This window comes from Roseivivax sp. CAU 1761 (assembly GCF_054482755.1).
Genome location: NZ_JBTLRM010000041.1, coordinates 18,612 through 35,647, shown reverse-complemented (window position 1 = coordinate 35,647; position 17,036 = coordinate 18,612). Strand labels below are relative to the sequence as shown.

The following is a 17,036-nucleotide window of genomic DNA, read 5'->3' as shown; positions in this document are numbered from 1 at the left end:
GTGGGATAGTATGCTTCTGATCCAGTGAGTTGAGGCACCGCAGAACCAGGCGGTGCTTGATCGGGCGGGCCTTCGTGGCCGGTCCTTTCCCTTACTGGATCGGATCAAGCGCGAGAAGGGCGTTTGGTGGATGCCTTGGCAGTAAGAGGCGATGAAGGACGTGATACTCTGCGATAAGTCCTGGGGAGTCGAGAATAGGCTTTGATCCAGGAATTTCCGAATGGGGCAACCCACCTGAATGTTTGTTGATATTGCCGCAAGGCAGCTATCAACGGGCATGATCAGGTACTTGTGGCCTGAATATATAGGGTTACAAGAGCAAACCCGGGGAACTGAAACATCTAAGTACCCGGAGGAAAGGACATCAATAGAGACTCCGTTAGTAGTGGCGAGCGAACGCGGACCAGCCGAGCCTTGAGCGTGATCAGAACATGTTGGAAAGCATGGCCAGAGCGGGTGACAGCCCCGTATGAGAAGCGCGATGGGACGTATCAAGTAGGGCGGGACACGTGTAATCCTGTTCGAAGATCGGAGGACCACCTCCGAAGGCTAAGTACTCCTTACTGACCGATAGCGAACCAGTACCGTGAGGGAAAGGTGAAAAGCACCCCGACGAGGGGAGTGAAACAGTACCTGAAACCGGACGCCTACAAGCAGTCGGAGGAGCCTCGAGCTCTGACGGCGTACCTTTTGTATAATGGGTCATCGACTTGGTCTATCCAGCAAGCTTAAGCCGTTAGGTGTAGGCGCAGCGAAAGCGAGTCTTAATAGGGCGCATGAGTTGGATGGATCAGACCCGAAACCGAGTGATCTAGGCATGACCAGGATGAAGGTTGGGTAACACCAACTGGAGGTCCGAACCCACACCTGTTGAAAAAGGTCGGGATGAGTTGTGCCTAGGGGTGAAAGGCCAATCAAACTCGGAGATAGCTGGTTCTCCGCGAAATCTATTTAGGTAGAGCGTCATCCGAATACCCCGGGGGGTAGAGCACTGGATGGGTAATGGGGCCCCACAGGCTTACTGATCCTAACCAAACTCCGAATACCCGGGAGTACTAGATGGCAGACACACGGCGGATGCTAACGTCCGTCGTGGAGAGGGAAACAACCCTGACCTCCGGCTAAGGCCCCCAATTCATGGCTAAGTGGGAAAGCAGGTGGGACGACCAAAACAACCAGGAGGTTGGCTTAGAAGCAGCCATCCTTTAAAGATAGCGTAACAGCTCACTGGTCTAAACAAGTTGTCCTGCGGCGAAGATGTAACGGGGCTCAAGCCATGAGCCGAAGCCGAGGATGCACGTAAGTGCGTGGTAGCGGAGCGTCGTGTGACATAGTCTCGTTCCTCCTTCGATCCGTCCGCGGATCACTGGAGGAGAGAGGCTTTCTGTGAAGCCGCCCTGTGAGGGATGCGGTGGAGAGATCACGAGCGAGAATGATGACATGAGTAGCGACAAGGAGTGTGAGAGACACTCCCGCCGAAAGTCCAAGGGTTCCTGCTTAAAGCTAATCTGAGCAGGGTAAGCCGGCCCCTAAGGCGAGGCCGAAAGGCGTAGTCGATGGGAACCAGGTGAATATTCCTGGGCCAGGAGATGGTGACGGATTGCGAGGATTGTCAGGCCTTATCGGATTGGTCTGGCGGTTTAGCAGTCCCTGGAAACAGCCCTCCACAGGACCGTACCCGAAACCGACACAGGTGGACTGGTAGAGCATACCAAGGCGCTTGAGAGAACGATGTTGAAGGAACTCGGCAAAATACCTCCGTAAGTTCGCGAGAAGGAGGCCCGGTTTTTGCGCAAGCAGAGGCCGGGGGCACAAACCAGGGGGTGGCGACTGTTTACTAAAAACACAGGGCTCTGCGAAGTCGCAAGACGACGTATAGGGTCTGACGCCTGCCCGGTGCCTGAAGGTTAAAAGGAGGGGTTCACGCTCCGAATTGAAGCCCAGGTAAACGGCGGCCGTAACTATAACGGTCCTAAGGTAGCGAAATTCCTTGTCGGGTAAGTTCCGACCTGCACGAATGGCGTAACGACTTCCCCGCTGTCTCCAACATCGACTCAGCGAAATTGAATTGCCTGTCAAGATGCAGGCTCCCCGCGGTTAGACGGAAAGACCCCGTGCACCTTTACTACAGCTTCACACTGGCATCAGGCCTGCGATGTGCAGGATAGGTGGTAGGCGTCGAAGCGGTCCCGCCAGGGGCCGTGGAGCCATCCTTGAGATACCACCCTTCGTTCGCTTGATGTCTAACCGCGGACCGTCATCCGGTTCCGGGACCCTGTGTGGCGGGTAGTTTGACTGGGGCGGTCGCCTCCTAAAGCGTAACGGAGGCGCGCGAAGGTTGGCTCAGAGCGGTCGGAAATCGCTCGTTGAGTGCAATGGCAGAAGCCAGCCTGACTGCAAGACTGACAAGTCGAGCAGAGTCGAAAGACGGCCATAGTGATCCGGTGGTCCCAAGTGGGAGGGCCATCGCTCAACGGATAAAAGGTACGCCGGGGATAACAGGCTGATACTGCCCAAGAGTCCATATCGACGGCAGTGTTTGGCACCTCGATGTCGGCTCATCTCATCCTGGGGCTGGAGCAGGTCCCAAGGGTACGGCTGTTCGCCGTTTAAAGAGGTACGTGAGCTGGGTTTAGAACGTCGTGAGACAGTTCGGTCCCTATCTGCCGTGGGTGTAGGAGACTTGAGAGGAGTTGCCCCTAGTACGAGAGGACCGGGGTGAACGATCCACTGGTGGACCTGTTGTCGTGCCAACGGCAGTGCAGGGTAGCTATGATCGGACAGGATAACCGCTGAAGGCATCTAAGCGGGAAGCCCCCCTCAAAACAAGGTCTCCCCGAGGGCCGTGGTAGACGACCACGTCGATAGGCCGGAGATGTACGCGCAGCAATGCGTTCAGTTGACCGGTACTAATGGCCCGACAGGCTTGATCCGATCCAGTAACGGGAAGGACATATCCCCCGACACTGATCGAAGCATGCCGTCCCAGGAGAACACCTTGACCCAGACAACGATGTTGATCCCGCCCGCGGCGCAAAGCCGCTCGCGGGTCTTTCCCGGTCTGGTGGTCACAGCACGAGCAAAACACCCGGCTCCATTCCGAACCCGGCCGTTAAGTGCCGTCGCGCCGATGGTACTGCGTCTCAAGACGTGGGAGAGTAGGTCGCCGCCAGACCTGGAAAGACCCGCCCGTTTCTCTCAACCACGATCACAACAACCACGTCCCGGGGCCAAAACAGCCCCCTGGCGCGGGGTGGAGCAGCCCGGTAGCTCGTCAGGCTCATAACCTGAAGGTCACAGGTTCAAATCCTGTCCCCGCAACCAACTTCAGCGAAAATATTGCTAGTGACGGCGCCGGCCCCATCTGGCGCCTATTTGCGTAGCTCCCCAGCAGATTGCCCGACAGCTCCAGCCGCGGTGCGTCAGGCTCTCTCGCTCCCAATGCAACACGATCCTGTCGACGATCTCGTGCAGCGCGTCCGCCGCACGGCTGGCGGTAACCCCGGACCGCGGCCGTAAGGCACGCGGCTCTGCGCCTCAGGCGAGGACGGCGAGGGAGAGCGCGCCGACGAGGATCAGGCTCAGGGCCCAAAGACGGTCGAGATTGAGCCAGCCCCGGGAGAGAAAGCGCAGGCCCAGCCAGCGATAGACGGCGAGCGCGAGAAGCCCGCCGGCGAGCGTCATCGCGCCGGTATGCGCGGCGGCGACCAGCAGGGCGGTCGCGGCATTGCCCGACATCAGCTGCGACGCCGCGGCGTGGCCGGCATCCACGTCCAGGCTGCGGCACAGGCCGAGATAGATCGGCACCAGCATCAGGCCGGCACCGTGCGCCGTGGCGGCCAGGAACGACCACAGCGCCAGCCGCGTCGGCGGCACGCGGGCGAGGATGCGCGGGTGCCTGGGGTTGATCAGCAGGTAGAGGCCGAGCGCGATCACGAGGCCGGCGGCGGCGATCCGGATCTCACGCTGCCAGTCGGCCAGCACCGTCAGCGCCGCGAACGGCGCCAGCATCGCGGCCATGGCGAGCAGGTGCCCGGCGGCGAGCGCCAGCAGCGCCCGCAGGAGGCTCTGCGGCGCCCGGTCCATCAGCGCCGCCGCCACCGCCAGCGGCCAGCCCATGCCGGGATTGATGCCGTGATAGATGCCGGACGCGACGACGGCCCCCCAGAGGGCCGTCGCCGGGCTCACGCCGTCCACGGCTCAGACGGAGGGGTAGCAGAAACTGTCGGTCGAGCAGTCGCCGCCCTCGAGCCGGATCTGGTGGCTGCGGTAGCCCGCCGGGAAGTCGACGTAGAAGTCCCGGTCGAGCTCCAGCCCCCCGCCGGCGCCGGTCCGGGCCATCACCATCTGACCGCCCCCGCCCTCGGGGTAGAACTGCGTGTCCCAGGTCGAGTAGAGCGAGTTGGTCCAGTAGACGCGGGTGCCGTCGCGGCTGATCTCGACCATCTGCGGGCCGAAGGCGAAGGGCTTGCCGTTCGGGTGCGGCGTGCCGCGCGCTATGCCGCCGATCTCCACCTTGCCGGCAAGCTTCGGCGCCATCGGGTCGGAGACGTCGTATTGGTGCATCTCGCCGAGCCCCCAGCAGGCGACGTAGAGATATTTGTCGTCGAGGCTGAGATCGATGTCGGTGACCAGCGGCGGCACGGCCTCGAAGCCCTTGAGCAGCGGCGGCAGGTTCTCGGCCGTCTCGGGGCGCGGGTCGATGGTCACGGTCTTCCTGGCGTCGAAGCTGCCGTCCTTCTTGCGCCACCAGGTGAAGATTGCGCCCTGCAGGTTGGTGGTGTCGACCACCACGCCGCAGAAGCCGTAATCCTTGGCCGGATCATGCGCGGGCCGGATCTCGAGCGCCATCTGGTGGTTCGCGCCCAGATCGATGGTCTGCACGTTGCGGCGCTGGCGCAGATTCCAGAAATGGATCTTGTGGCCGTACTTGTTCGACAGCAGGTCCTCGGGCACCAGCCCGTTCTCGAATTGCGGCGGCAGCGCCCATTCCGAGCTGACCATGTAGTCGCGCGGCAGGTTCCACCAGAAATCGTAGTGCTTCTGCTGTTCGCCCCGGTCCATCTCGTAGCGGCCGAGGATCTCGAAGGTCTCGCAATCCATGATGAAGATGCCCGGCGGGCCGTCGGTGCCGTCCGCGCCGCCGCCGCCCAAGGTCGAGACGTAGATGCCCTCGGGCCCGCAATGGATCGTGTGCGGGCGCGAATAGCCGGTCTTGGCGAACACCTCCTCGGGTTCGATGATCTTGTGGATGCTGGCCTTCCGCGGCTCCTTCACGTCGACCACGTAGATGCGCGAGGAGCGGATCCCCGGAATGATCAGGTAGCGGCGTTCGAGGAAGGCGTGGCCGCTGAGCGGCGACAGCGCCGACGAGCAGGCGTTCCAGCCGAAATGGTGAAACTCGTCGCCCTTGTTCGGCATGATCAGAGTGTGGACGATCTGGCCGTAGCTGCCGGAGTCGGGGTTCACGTCGATGACGGCAAGGCCGTCGGGCTGCGATCCGTCGGGGCTCAGCATCAGCGTGAAGGCCAGCGTTTCCGCCGGCGCCTCCATGGCCAGTTTCGGTGTCGCGTGAAATGTCGGGTCGGGTCTCAAATTCATGGCGTGGCTCCTCCCAGTCCAAGGGCGCCAAATCATTTGGCGGGCAATCTCGCGCGCCCTGCGGCAAGCCTGCCACGAATCCGCGCGAGCGGTAAACAAAGGGGTCGGTGCAGGCCGTGGGGCGGAGGGCGCCGGGGTCGCGCCGCGCCGGGTGCCGTCCGGGGGCGCGGCGGACGCTACTCGGCCTGGCCGGGCGCCGGGGCGATCTCGAGGGGCCCGGGCTGCCGTATCTCGGCGTCGATCTCGATCATGCCCACCTGGATGGCCACCGAGGCTATGGCGCCCGCGGCGCTCCATCCGGCCATGAGATGGTGATAGACCTGCGCGGTGAGCTCCAGCTCCGCGCCCGGGGCGCTGGCATCGCCGGCCATCAGGGCGCGCAGGTCGACCGCGCCGCCGGTGAGCTCCAGCCCGTCCTTGCCCTCCGCCCAGTCCCGGAAGGCGGCATCGGTTGCGGCGGCATCCCGCACAGCGGGCTCGTTCATCAGGCCGAGATAGCAGAACACGCGGATGTCGCCGCCGATCTCGCCGATGTGGACGTAGAACTCGCCCGGCGGCGCCATGTCGAGCACCCAGTAGAGCGCCTCGTCGGGCACCCGGGCCACGGCGATCTCGCTGGCCGCGCCGCCGGCGCGCGCGTCTTCGACGAAGCGCGACGGGGCCGCCATGGCCTCGGCGCAGGTTTCCTGGAAGCGGTCGAGGGCGCGCGGGACCGGGGCATCCTGGGCCGCGGCGGGGGCGGTGGCGAGGATCAGGAGGGCGGCGGGCGACAGGGAACGAAACGACATGACAGGCTCCAATAGGGTCTTGAACTAATTGCTGCGGGCTCCCGGGCCCGCGCGCGGATGCGCCGGAAAAGAGATCGATGCAAAAACGGGACGGGAAGCGGGACCTCGCTTTCGTCGCCGACCCGCGGCGCGGTCGGCGGAGGGGGGGCAAAGCCCGTCGGGCGGGTGCGCCGGTAATGCCGGCCCCGCCCGCGCAGCCGCGTTCGGGCCCGCCGCCCCACGGTGCCGACCGGGGGCGACCGGCGGCATCCTAGCGCAGTTCCCGCCATCCGGAAAACGCCGGCCGCGGCGCGGGCCGGGCACCTCTCCCCGCTCCCCGCTGCGCCGCGCGGGGCCGGAGGCGGCCCCCGGGAGCGCTTCGGTCAACGCCGCTGACCCGAGTTATGGTGATTCGTTCCTCGAAATCGGGTATTGTGAACAAAATTTGCAACTCAGTGTTTCTGTACCCGGTCCGGCCGTTACAGGCGGGCACCGGCATGCGATTTTGCGCCCCCTGTATTTTCCGGCGCGACCTTTTTCTGGAGGAAATCATTATGGCACGCACATTGGCATTCACCGTCAGCGGGGACATCGACACGCATATCTTCGTCGAGGAGGGGGACTTCGACGGCGACGGCTTCACCGACCTGCGCTTCACCGTCAGTCTGGACGAATCCGGGGGCAAGACCGGCGATCTGCGCGGCCTGTTCTGGGATGCTGCCGGGGACGACACCACGGGATGGGGCGTCTGGGCGCCCGGCAGCCCGGACGTCACGGATGAGGATTTTCGCGCCAACAAGGTCTCCGACCTCGGCAACGGCGCGAACATGAACGGCAAGATCACCAACAAGGGCAAGAAGTTCGATGCCGGGGTGGAGCTCGGCACGCCGGGCATCGGCAAGGACGACATCAAGACCACCAGCTTCGTGGTCACCGCCGGCAGCCAGGATCTGACCCTGGACGATATCGGCGGCATGCGCTTCGGCGTGCGCATCACCAGCTTCGGGGAGATCGGCGGCTCCCGGGAGGGATCCCTGAAGATCGCCGGCGTGGCGCCACACGCGCCCGACGCGCTGGACGATGCCCTGACCACCGACGAGGACAGCGTCGGCATGATCAACATCCTCGCCAATGACAGCGACGACGACGGCGATCCGCTGACCGTCACCGCGATCGAGGGCGGGACGGTCGGCGTGCCCTACCTCGTCACCAGCGATGGCGGGCGGGACGCCCTCGTCACCGTCGCCGCCGATGGCAGCATGAGCGTCGATCCGAGCGGCAATTTCGAGGATCTGACCACCGGCGAAACCGACACCTTCACTCTGATCTACCACATCTCCGACGGGGCGGGCGGCACCGACTGCGCCGAGATCGCGGTGACCATCGAAGGGGTGAACGACGCACCGGTCGCCAACCCGGACGTCTTCTTCGTCGAACCCGGCGACCATGCGCTGGTCGACGTCGCGGCGAACGACACCGATGTCGATGGCATGGTGGACCCGACGACCATGCTGTTCTTTGGCGCCGCGGGCCTGGCCGTCACGCTGGTCGACAAGCTCTCGTATCACGCGCCGGATATCGGCGGCGACCTCGTCGACGACAGCTTCAACGACACCTTCATCTACACGATCGAGGATCTCGAGGGTCTGGCCAGCGCGCCCGGCGACGTCACCGCCAAGGTGATCGACCCGCTGATCGAAACCGATGTCGACGCCGCCGCCGCGGCGAGCAACGGGCAGCTGCTGTCGCTGAGCCTCGAGACCGAGGACCGCACCTTCAACACCTCCTCGCATTACGATCTCAGCATCGTCGCGGGCAGCGTCGACCAGGCGGTGAACGTGTCCTTCGTCATCGACGGGTCGGGCTCGGTCTCGGGAGCGCAATACAACCAGCAGCGCCTGGCGGTGCAGAACGCGATCAACGATCTCAGGGCCAGTTTCGCCGCCAATCCCGATGCCGACGTGGAGGTGCAGCTGGTGCAGTTTGCCAGTTCCGCCAGCGCCGCCAGCTACGACCTGTTCAGCTCGGTGCTCGACAATGTCGCGTCCGGCACGCCGATCAGTTCGCAGCTCGGCGGGGCCACCAATTACGAGGCCGCGCTCGATCTGGCGGTGGACTTCTTCACCGGGCAGGGCGGCGACGACAACTTCATGCTGTTCGCCTCGGACGGCCTGCCCAACGTGCCCTCGACCAGCTTCGCGAACTTCACCGACGAGGTCGCGGAACTCGAGGCGCTGAACGTCGACCGCACGGCGGTGGGCTTCGGCGGGGCCAGCGCGGCGGCGCTGAACGCCGTCGACAGCGGCGGCAATGCCACCATCGTCGCCACCGCGGCCGATCTCGGCGACGTCTTCGCGGGCGCGGCGCTGTTCCCGGCGGACCTGCTCGACTTCTCGCTGAAGGTGGACGGCACCGAGGTCGCGGACGAGACCGACCTGATCCCACTGGGCGGCGGCGACTACGCGCTGGCGGGCTTCCTGACCGGGCTCGACAACACGCATCTCGCCACCAACACGGTGGAGGCGGTGGCGCAGTTCGACACCGACAATGACGGCATGGCGGACGAGACCCGCACCGCGACGACGGTGATCGACGGCACCGACGGATCGGACGTGCTGTTCGTCTGACGCATCTAGGTTCGGCCCGGCGCGCGCCGCGCCGGGCCGGCCTCAGCCGCGCGCCGCGGGCGGCGCCGCGTCGCTCGAGAGCAGCCCGGCCTCGACCAGGGCCACGGCCATAGTGTCGCTGGAGAACGGCTTCTGCACGATCGGGCAGGGCGGGTAGGCCCGGCGCAGCTCCTCGGATTCGCCGTATCCCGTCACCAACACGAAGGGGATGCCGGCGGCGACCAGCGCCTCGGCCACCGCGACCGAGCGCTCGCCGCCGAGGTTCACGTCGACGAAGGCGACATCGAAGGCGGCGCTCTCCAGCACCCGCAGCGCTTCCGCCACGGAGCCCGCGATGCGCACGTCGTCGGCACCGAACTCGGTCAGCATGTCGGCCGCATCCATCGCCACGATCATCGCATCCTCGACCACCAGCGCGGTGCCGGAGAGCCGCGGCCGCCCGGCCGGCGCGGCCGGCTTGACGCGCTGCAGGGCGACGACGTTCTCGGGTTCGGTGAGGAAGCGCGCCGGCACGCCGAATCGCGCCTGCACGCCCTCGGCGCGGTACTCGATCTCGGCGGCGCCGCCCAGTTCGTGCGGGATCGAGCGTTCGATCACCGCGCTGCCGAAGCCGCGCCGCTCCGGCGCCGCCACCTGCGGTCCGCCGCGTTCGCCCCAGGCGATGGCGAGCCCGCCCGCGCCGTCGCGCGCGAGGTCCACCGCGATGCGGCCCTCGGGGCGGCTGAGGGCGCCGCGCTTGACCGAGTTGGTCACCATCTCGTGCAGCACCAACGCCAGGGTGGTGTAGGCGTCGGGCGCCACCAGGACGTCATGGCCGCGGATCTCCACGCGGTCCTCGGCGCCGGCATAGGCGGCGAATTCGATCTGCAGCAATTCGTGCAGCGATCCCGGGCGCCAGTCGCGCCGGGTCAGCTGGTCATGTGCCCGGGCGAGGCTCTGGATGCGTCCGTCGAGGCTGCCGGCGAAATCCTCCACGCGGCTCTCGGTGTGCCGGGTCTGCGCCACCAGCCCGCGCATCAGGTTGAGAATGTTGCGCACCCGGTGGTTCAGTTCGCCGATCAGCAGATCCTGGCGGTCGCGGCTGCGCGCCTGTTCGGCCCGCGCGGCGTCGGCGGCGCGCAGGAAGACCTCCAGCAGCATCGTCCGCATCAGCTCGGCGGAGCGGAAATCGTTCGGCGTCCACGGCGCGCTGCGCCCGGCGACGATCTCGCGCCAGGCCTTGAAGCTCTTGCGGGGCGAGATCCGGGCGCCGTCCTCGCTGGCCGCCTTGGCGGGCTCGCCGGCCCAGTCGACGCTGCGCGCCTGCTCCTGGCGGCAGAAGACCAGGTAGTCGCGCGGATCGCGCGGGACCGGCACCACCAGGATGCCGGCGGTGCGGTCGAGATAGGCCGCCGCCTCGGGGTGATCCTGGGCCAGCGCGTCGGTGGCGAAGGGAATCCGCGATTCGGTGCGGTTGAGATAGCGGATCAGCGCCGCGAACTCGTCCTCGTCCGGGGTCTGCCCGACCGCGGTGAAGCGTCCCTCGCTGTGCAGCACCAGCCCGTCATGCGGCAGCACCTCCTGCAGCGCGGAGGAGGCCTGCGGCAGCAGGTCGGCGAAGCTGCGGCCCTGGACGACCTGCCGCAGCAGCTTGGTCTGGACCTTGTGGACCGCCGCCTCGACCTCTTCGCGGCTGGCTTCCTCGATGCGGGACAGCTCGTAGGAGAACAGGTGCGCGAAGAGCTCGATCGTGGTGCGGGTCTCGAACTCGATGTGCCGCGGCGTGCGGTGGTGGCAGGCAAACAGCCCCCAGAGCACGCCATCCTTCATGATCGAGACCGACATCGAGGCGGCCACGTCCATGTTGCGCAGGTATTCCAGATGCACCGGCGACACGGCGCGGGTGATCGCCAGGGACAGGTCGAGCGGCGTGCCCTCGGGGGCGCGGTCCGGCAGGATCGGCACGCCGGGATCGGTGGCGTCGGCGATCAGCCGCAGCAGCGACCGGGTGTAGAGTTCACGGGCCTGGGCCGGGATGTCGGAGGCGGGAAAGCGCAGACCGAGGTAATTGGGCGTCCGGCCGATGCGAGATTGCGCGATCACCCGGCCTGAAAGGTCCGGCTGGAACTGGTAGACCATCACCGAATCGAAGCCCGACAGCGCCTGCAGCGCGCGGGCGCCTTCCTGCGCGGCGACCTCGATGCTGTGGGCGTCGCGCACCCGCTGGATCAGCGGCCAGGTCTGGGCCAGCGCGTCGCCGTCGCGAGTCTGGGTCTTGGGTTCGAATTCCAGCACCAGGTGCCGGCCGCTCTGGTGGATCGAGACGTCGAACCGCCGCGCGCCGAGGGTGAAGCCGAAGATCCGCGTCATCGGCGCGCTCTGGCCGAGCTGGTGCATCCGGTCGCGGATCAGCCGCATCGCCGTGTCCGGCAGGAGCCGCGACAGGGGCTGGCCGATCGGGTCGCTGCCGCCCGTGCCCAGAACCTCGCCCAGGTTCTGGGAGGCATGCTGCACGATCCAGTCGGACGAGACGGCAATCAGCGCGCCGTAGCTCTGCACCCGTCCCAGCAGGTGGATGGGCTCGCGATCGCATTCCGTCAGATCGGCCGCGTCGTGGCGGGCGGCCTCGCGTGCGGCGGTGGTCTCGGGTCTCATTTCGGCTCGGTTCCCCTTTCGAGCTGAATGCGCGCCGCCGCCGCGCGGAAGATTTCAAAACCCCTTCGGGTGTCCCGAAGGATGGTCCCGGCACGCGCGCTGGCCGGGTCGATGGCATCGAGCCGCAGGCACAGCGCCGGCCAGGCGCCCGCCGGGGCGGGCAGTGCCAGGCTCGCCGGGACGTCGTGGCCGGCGCCCTGCAGGCGCCGCGTGAGCACCTGCGCCCCGAGCCGCGAGCCCAGGACAAGATAGGCCACCGCGTCCGCATCGAGCGTGACATCCGCGTTCCGAGGGGCAGGAACGGGGTGCCGGAAGGCGTGACCGTCGGCCTCGTGCGCGGCGATCAGATCGCGGAGGTACTGGCCCTCCGCGTCCTCGGCCGCGCCTGCGAGACACAGCTGCAGGGCCTTCAGCGCCGCGCCCTGGGCCGCCACGAACCCGGGTATGTCCGGGGTGTCGCCATCGACGAGGGGCGCGACGGCGGCCTCGGCCGCGGCATGCGCCGCGTCCGTGTCCTGTTTCAGGCGCCAGCGGAAGCCTCTTGTCCCGCGGGCCTGACGGTCCCGGGGCGCCAGCGGCCGCGAAGCGGGGAGGGAGCGATCATCAAACACGGGCGACCCTGCGCGGTCGGACCCCGTGACTGGGGCCGACCGCCGAACGTTAACCCGTTCCCTGCCGCAGGGACAAGGGCCGCCGGCCCCCGGGCGGGCGCTCAGCCGATTTCGCGCAGACGCTCCAGTGCCTCGGCCAGCTTGGCATCCTCGTCCTCGCGCAGCGCCAGGGTCTCGCGGGTTTCGGCCACCACCTCCTCGGGCGCGCTGGCGGCGAATTTCGGGTTCTTCAGGCGGCCGGAGAGGCCGCCGATCTCCTTGCCCAGCTTGGCGCGGCTCTTTTCCAGCCGGGCGATCTCGGCGGCGACGTCGATCAGACCGGCCAGCGGCAGGCCGAAGGTCGCGCCCTCGACCGGGATCGTCACCGTGCCCTTGGGGAAGGCCGCGACCTCGTCGAGCCGGTCGATCCGCGCCAGACGCCGGATCAGCGGCGCGTTGCGCTCCCAGGCGGCGCGCCCGGCTGGGTCGAGCCCGGTGACCAGCATCGGCACTTCGAGCCCCGCCGGCACGTGCATCTGGGCGCGGGCCGAGCGCACGCCCTCGATCAGCGCGATCACCCAGCCCATTTCGCGCGCCGCGGCCGGATCGACGGTTGTCTCGGCGCGGTCCCCGGGCCAGGCGCCGTGCACCAGCATGGTCTCGCGCGGCGCCAGCGTGCCCCAGAGCTCTTCGGTGATGAAGGGCATGAAGGGGTGCAGCATCAGCAGGCAGCGGTCCAGCACATGCGCCATGGTGGCGCGGGTCTCGGCCACCACGGCCGGATCGTCCGAACCGAAGAGCGGCTTGGAAAACTCCACGTACCAGTCGCAGACCCGGCCCCAGACAAAGGCATAGAGGGCGTTGGCGGCGTCGTTGAAGCGAAACTCGGCGAGCGCCGCGTCGACGGTTTCGCGGATCTGCGCGGTTTCGCCCAGGATCCAGCGGTTGGCGGTCTGCACCGGCGCCGGGGCGTCGGCGGCCGTGCCGCGGCCCTCGAACACGCCGTTCATCTCGGCGAAGCGGCAGGCATTCCAGAGCTTCGTGCCAAAATTGCGGTAGCCCGCGATGCGCTCCTTGGACAGCTTCAGGTCGCGCCCCATCGCCGCCATCGCGGCCAGGGTGAAGCGCACCGCGTCGGCGCCGTATTCGTCGATCAGGTCCAGCGGGTCGAGCACGTTGCCGAGCGATTTCGACATCTTCTTGCCCTTCTCGTCGCGCACCAGCGCGTGGACATAGACGGTGTCGAAGGGCCGCTCGCCGACCACGGCGTATTGCATCATCATCATCCGGGCGACCCAGAAGAAGATGATGTCGAAGCCGGTGATCAACACGCTCGTGGGGAAGTAGCGCTCGAGCTCCGCGGTCTGTTCGGGCCAGCCCAGCGTGCCGATCGGCCAGAGCCCCGAGGAGAACCAGGTGTCGAGCACGTCGGGATCGCGGAAGACCGGCCAGGCATCGGGGACCGAGCGTTGCCGGATCGCGCCCTCGTCGCGCCAATTGCCGACGAGGCTTTCGAGGAAGGTCAGCGCCTCGGCCTCGTCCTCGCAGACGTGGAACTCGGCATCGTCGCCGAAATAGGCCTGCATCTTCTCCAGCGCCTCGGCCTCGGAGGCGGCGCAGAACCGCCGCCATTCGCCGCTGCCCTCGGGATCGGGGGCGTACCAGACCGGGATGCGGTGGCCCCACCAGAGCTGCCGCGAGATGCACCAGGGCTCGATGTTCTCGAGCCAGTGGAAATACACCTTGCGGTCGCGCTCGGGCAGGATGCGGGTGGTGCCGTCGCGCACCGCGTCGAGCGCCGGATCGACGATCTTCGAGGTGTCGACGAACCACTGGTCGGTGAGCATCGGCTCGATCACCACCTTCGAGCGGTCGCCGAAGGGCTGCATGATCGGCTTGGCCTCGACCAGCGGCACCAGCTGGTCGGCGCGGGTCTCGCCGCCCTCCTCGGGCGCCGGCGGGGCCTTCTGACCCAGCCGCGGATCGGTCGGCGGCACCATCACGGCAAGGCCCTCGGCGGTGATCTGCTCGATCACCCGGGCGCGGGCCTCGAAGCGGTCGAGGCCGCGCAGCTCGTCGGGGACGAGGTTGACGGCGTCGATCTCGGTCTCGTCCAGCGCGCGCTCGCCCCGCGCCACCGCCACGGCCAGCGCCGCGGCCTCGGCATAGGGCGCGCCGTCGTCGCGCATGGCGCCGCGGGTGTCCATCAGCCGGTAGCACGGGATGTCGCCGCGGCGCGCCACCGCGTAATCGTTGAAATCGTGCGCGCCGGTGATCTTGACCGCGCCCGAGCCGAAGCCCGGATCGGGATAGGGGTCGGCGATGATCGGGATCAGGCGGCGGTGGTCCTTCGGCCCGACCGGGATCTCGCAAAGCTTGCCGACCAGCGGCGCGTAGCGCGAGTCGTGCGGGTTCACCGCCACCGCGCCGTCGCCCAGCATGGTCTCGGGACGGGTGGTGGCGATGGCGATGTAGTCGCGCTCTTCCTCGAAGATCACCACGCCGTCGTCGTCGCGCTCGGTATAGGTGTAGCTCGCGCCGTCGGCCAGCGGGTACTTGAAGTGCCACATGTGGCCCGGCACCTCGACGTTCTCGACCTCGAGATCGGAGATCGCGGTCTCGAAATGCGGGTCCCAGTTGACCAGCCGCTTGCCGCGGTAGATCAGCCCCTTGTCGTACATGTCGACGAAGACCCGGATCACCGCGTCGTGGAAGTTACCCTCCTCGCCCGCGGGGGCGCCGGGCGCGCCGGACATGGTGAAGGCGTTGCGCGACCAGTCGCAGGAGGCGCCGAGGCGCTTGAGCTGCTCGATGATGCGGCCGCCCGATTGCGCCTTCCACTCCCAGACCTTGTCGAGAAAGGCGTCGCGGCCCATCTCGCGGCGGCCGGGATGGGCCGGGTCCTTGGCCAGTGCGCGCTCGACCACCATCTGGGTGGCGATGCCGGCATGGTCCTGGCCGGGCTGCCAGAGCGTGTCGTGGCCCTGCATGCGGTGCCAGCGCACCAGGATGTCCTGCAGCGTGTTGTTGAAGGCGTGGCCCATATGCAGGGACCCGGTGACGTTCGGCGGCGGGATCATGATCGAGAAGGTCTCGGCGCCCGGCCGGGCATTGGCCCCGGCGCGGAAGGCCCCGGCCTCTTCCCATTTCGCATAGAGCCGTGCCTCGGCCTCGGCCGCGTCGAAGGTCTTGTCCATCGCCATGTCAGGTCGTCCCGTGCCAGGCCTGCCGCGGGGCAGGCGCGTTCTGTCGCCAGCGGTCTAGCGAAGCGGCGCGGCAAGGGAAAGGGCGGGGAGGAGGGGATGCGGCGACGCCAGGGAGGAGGAGGGCGCCGCCGCTGATCCGATGACCCCAAGGGAGGAGGAGAAGGGCCATCAGCTCGGTGCCGGAGGGGAGCGCGAGGCGTCCGATCCGGCGATGTTCGGTGCGGCGACGCCAGGGAGGAGGAGGGCGCCGCCGCTGATCCGATGACCCCAGGGAGGAGGAGAAGGGCCATCAGCTCGGGTGCCGGAGGGGAGCGCGAGGCGTCCTGTCCGGCGATGTTCGGTGCGGCGACGCCAGGGAGGAGGAGGGCGCCGCCGCTGATCCGATGACCCCAAGGGAGGAGGAGAAGGGCCATCAGCTCGGGTGCCGGAGGGGAGCGCGGGGCTCCGATCCGGCGATGTTCGGTGCGGCGACGCCAGGGAGGAGGAGGGCGCCGCCGCTGATCCGATGACCCCAAGGGAGGAGGAGAAGGGCCATCAGCTCGGTGCCGGAGGGGAGCGCGGGGCGTCCGATCCGGCGATGTTCGGTGCGGCGACGCCAGGGAGGAGGAGGGCGCCGCCGCTGATCCGATGACCCCAAGGGAGGAGGAGAAGGGCCATCAGCTCGGGTGCCGGAGGGGAACGCGGGGCTCCGATCCGGCGATGTTCGGTGCGGCGACGCCAGGGAGGAGGAGGGCGCCGCCGCTGATCCGATGACCCTCAAGGGAGGAGGAGAAGGGCCATCAGCTCGGATGCCGGAGGGGAGCCGCAGGGCGTCCAATCCGGCGATGTCTTGTCTGGGAACTCGTCCCTGTCTCGGGGAGGCAACGCCGTTTCGTCGGCCGGGTTTCCTCTCCGCGAAGATTTTTCTGCGCTGCAGCGCTTTGGCGTCAGGCCTCGTAGGCGGCCTGGTAGGCCACCCGCCGGATCTCGGAGCGGCCGAGGCCCAGATCGGCCAGTTCCCGGTTGCTCAGCATCGAGAGTTCGGCCACGGTCTGCTTGTAGACACGCTTGCGGGCACGGTTGGCGCGGAACTCCGCGACCAGGGCGGAGAGGCGGTTGCCGAGGCCGGTGCCGCGGACGTCGTTCAGGGTCTGTGCATATGCCATTGGTCATCTCCATTGGCTGTCGTTCTGTGTTGACGCTAACTTGGCGCTGATGCTGCACCTGCACAATGGACGTGTCGACAAGGCCGCTATGCAGAAAGCGCAAGAATATACTTGCCGCGAAATCAGGCACTTCCGCGGAATGCCTCACCTTGACCCTAGGTCCTTTCGGGGGCCCGACGCGGGTGTCGTCGGGTCATTTGAGGCGGTTTCGCGCAGCCCAACCCGCGGCCTCGAGGGCGCGTTCTTTGTCCGGAGTCTATAGAGCGGGCGCCTCGCACAGGCGGCGCGCGGAGCCGCGGCAGCGCGGGCGGGGGCGGCGAGATCGGGAATGGCACCTCCTGGGAGCGCATGGGACGGAATGGCCCCGATCCATGGGACACGATGGGCCGGTCAGGGGAAAGCTTGGGATGCGGCGTCGAAAACCCGAATCCCGGGCCGCGATTCCCCGGATTGGACCTCGGAAAAG

The 17,036-nt window shown here is 67.2% G+C and carries 8 protein-coding genes, 1 tRNA gene and 2 rRNA genes; 4 read left to right on the top strand and 7 right to left on the bottom strand.

Annotated features, from left to right (window positions below; translation table 11 throughout):
* The first annotated feature begins 102 nt into the window (after window positions 1-102).
* The 3 genes from ACXYMW_RS17930 to ACXYMW_RS17920 all read left to right on the top strand — a co-directional run bounded on the left by ACXYMW_RS17930 (window position 103) and on the right by ACXYMW_RS17920 (window position 3,324).
* Window positions 103-2,934 (top strand): 23S ribosomal RNA (locus tag ACXYMW_RS17930).
* A 126-nt stretch (window positions 2,935-3,060) separates the two neighbouring features.
* Window positions 3,061-3,175 (top strand): 5S ribosomal RNA (rrf, locus tag ACXYMW_RS17925).
* A gap of 72 nt (window positions 3,176-3,247) precedes the next feature.
* Window positions 3,248-3,324: transfer RNA gene (locus ACXYMW_RS17920), tRNA-Met, on the top strand.
* Window positions 3,325-3,537: 213 nt separating this feature from the next.
* Here ACXYMW_RS17920 and ACXYMW_RS17915 read toward each other — a convergent pair.
* The 3 genes from ACXYMW_RS17915 to ACXYMW_RS17905 all read right to left on the bottom strand — a co-directional run bounded on the left by ACXYMW_RS17915 (window position 3,538) and on the right by ACXYMW_RS17905 (window position 6,389).
* Window positions 3,538-4,197: a hypothetical protein gene (locus tag ACXYMW_RS17915; protein WP_459036706.1), complete on the bottom strand. Its 660-nt coding sequence runs from the start codon at window positions 4,195-4,197 to the stop codon at window positions 3,538-3,540.
* Between the two features lie 3 nt (window positions 4,198-4,200).
* The gene (locus tag ACXYMW_RS17910; protein WP_459036705.1) at window positions 4,201-5,601 is read right to left on the bottom strand and encodes a selenium-binding protein SBP56-related protein; all 1,401 of its coding nucleotides are present in this window, start codon (window positions 5,599-5,601) and stop codon (window positions 4,201-4,203) included.
* Between the two features lie 176 nt (window positions 5,602-5,777).
* Window positions 5,778-6,389, bottom strand: coding sequence for a hypothetical protein (locus tag ACXYMW_RS17905; RefSeq protein WP_459036704.1), 612 nt, complete (start codon window positions 6,387-6,389; stop codon window positions 5,778-5,780).
* Window positions 6,390-6,922: 533 nt separating this feature from the next.
* Between ACXYMW_RS17905 and ACXYMW_RS17900 the strand changes: the two genes are divergently transcribed.
* Complete coding sequence (locus ACXYMW_RS17900) at window positions 6,923-8,995, top strand: Ig-like domain-containing protein (protein WP_459036703.1); 2,073 nt, start codon at window positions 6,923-6,925, stop codon at window positions 8,993-8,995.
* Window positions 8,996-9,037: 42 nt separating this feature from the next.
* Here the strand turns inward: ACXYMW_RS17900 and ACXYMW_RS17895 are convergent, their stop codons facing one another.
* From ACXYMW_RS17895 to ACXYMW_RS17880, 4 genes are all read right to left on the bottom strand, one after another.
* Window positions 9,038-11,629 carry an HWE histidine kinase domain-containing protein gene (locus ACXYMW_RS17895; protein WP_459036702.1) on the bottom strand — a complete coding sequence of 864 codons (2,592 nt, stop codon included), beginning with the start codon at window positions 11,627-11,629 and terminating at the stop codon, window positions 9,038-9,040.
* On the bottom strand, window positions 11,626-12,240 hold the full coding sequence (locus ACXYMW_RS17890) for a heme oxygenase-like domain-containing protein (RefSeq protein ID WP_459036701.1): 615 nt from the start codon (window positions 12,238-12,240) through the stop codon (window positions 11,626-11,628). Before ACXYMW_RS17890 ends, ACXYMW_RS17895 begins: the two co-directional genes overlap by 4 nt.
* Before the next feature lie 101 nt (window positions 12,241-12,341).
* Window positions 12,342-15,422, bottom strand: coding sequence for a valine--tRNA ligase (locus ACXYMW_RS17885; RefSeq protein WP_459036700.1), 3,081 nt, complete (start codon window positions 15,420-15,422; stop codon window positions 12,342-12,344).
* Between the two features lie 929 nt (window positions 15,423-16,351).
* A complete protein-coding gene (locus ACXYMW_RS17880) occupies window positions 16,352-16,570 on the bottom strand; it encodes a DUF1127 domain-containing protein (RefSeq protein WP_459036699.1) in 219 nt (72 codons plus the stop codon).
* Window positions 16,571-17,036: the final 466 nt, after the last annotated feature.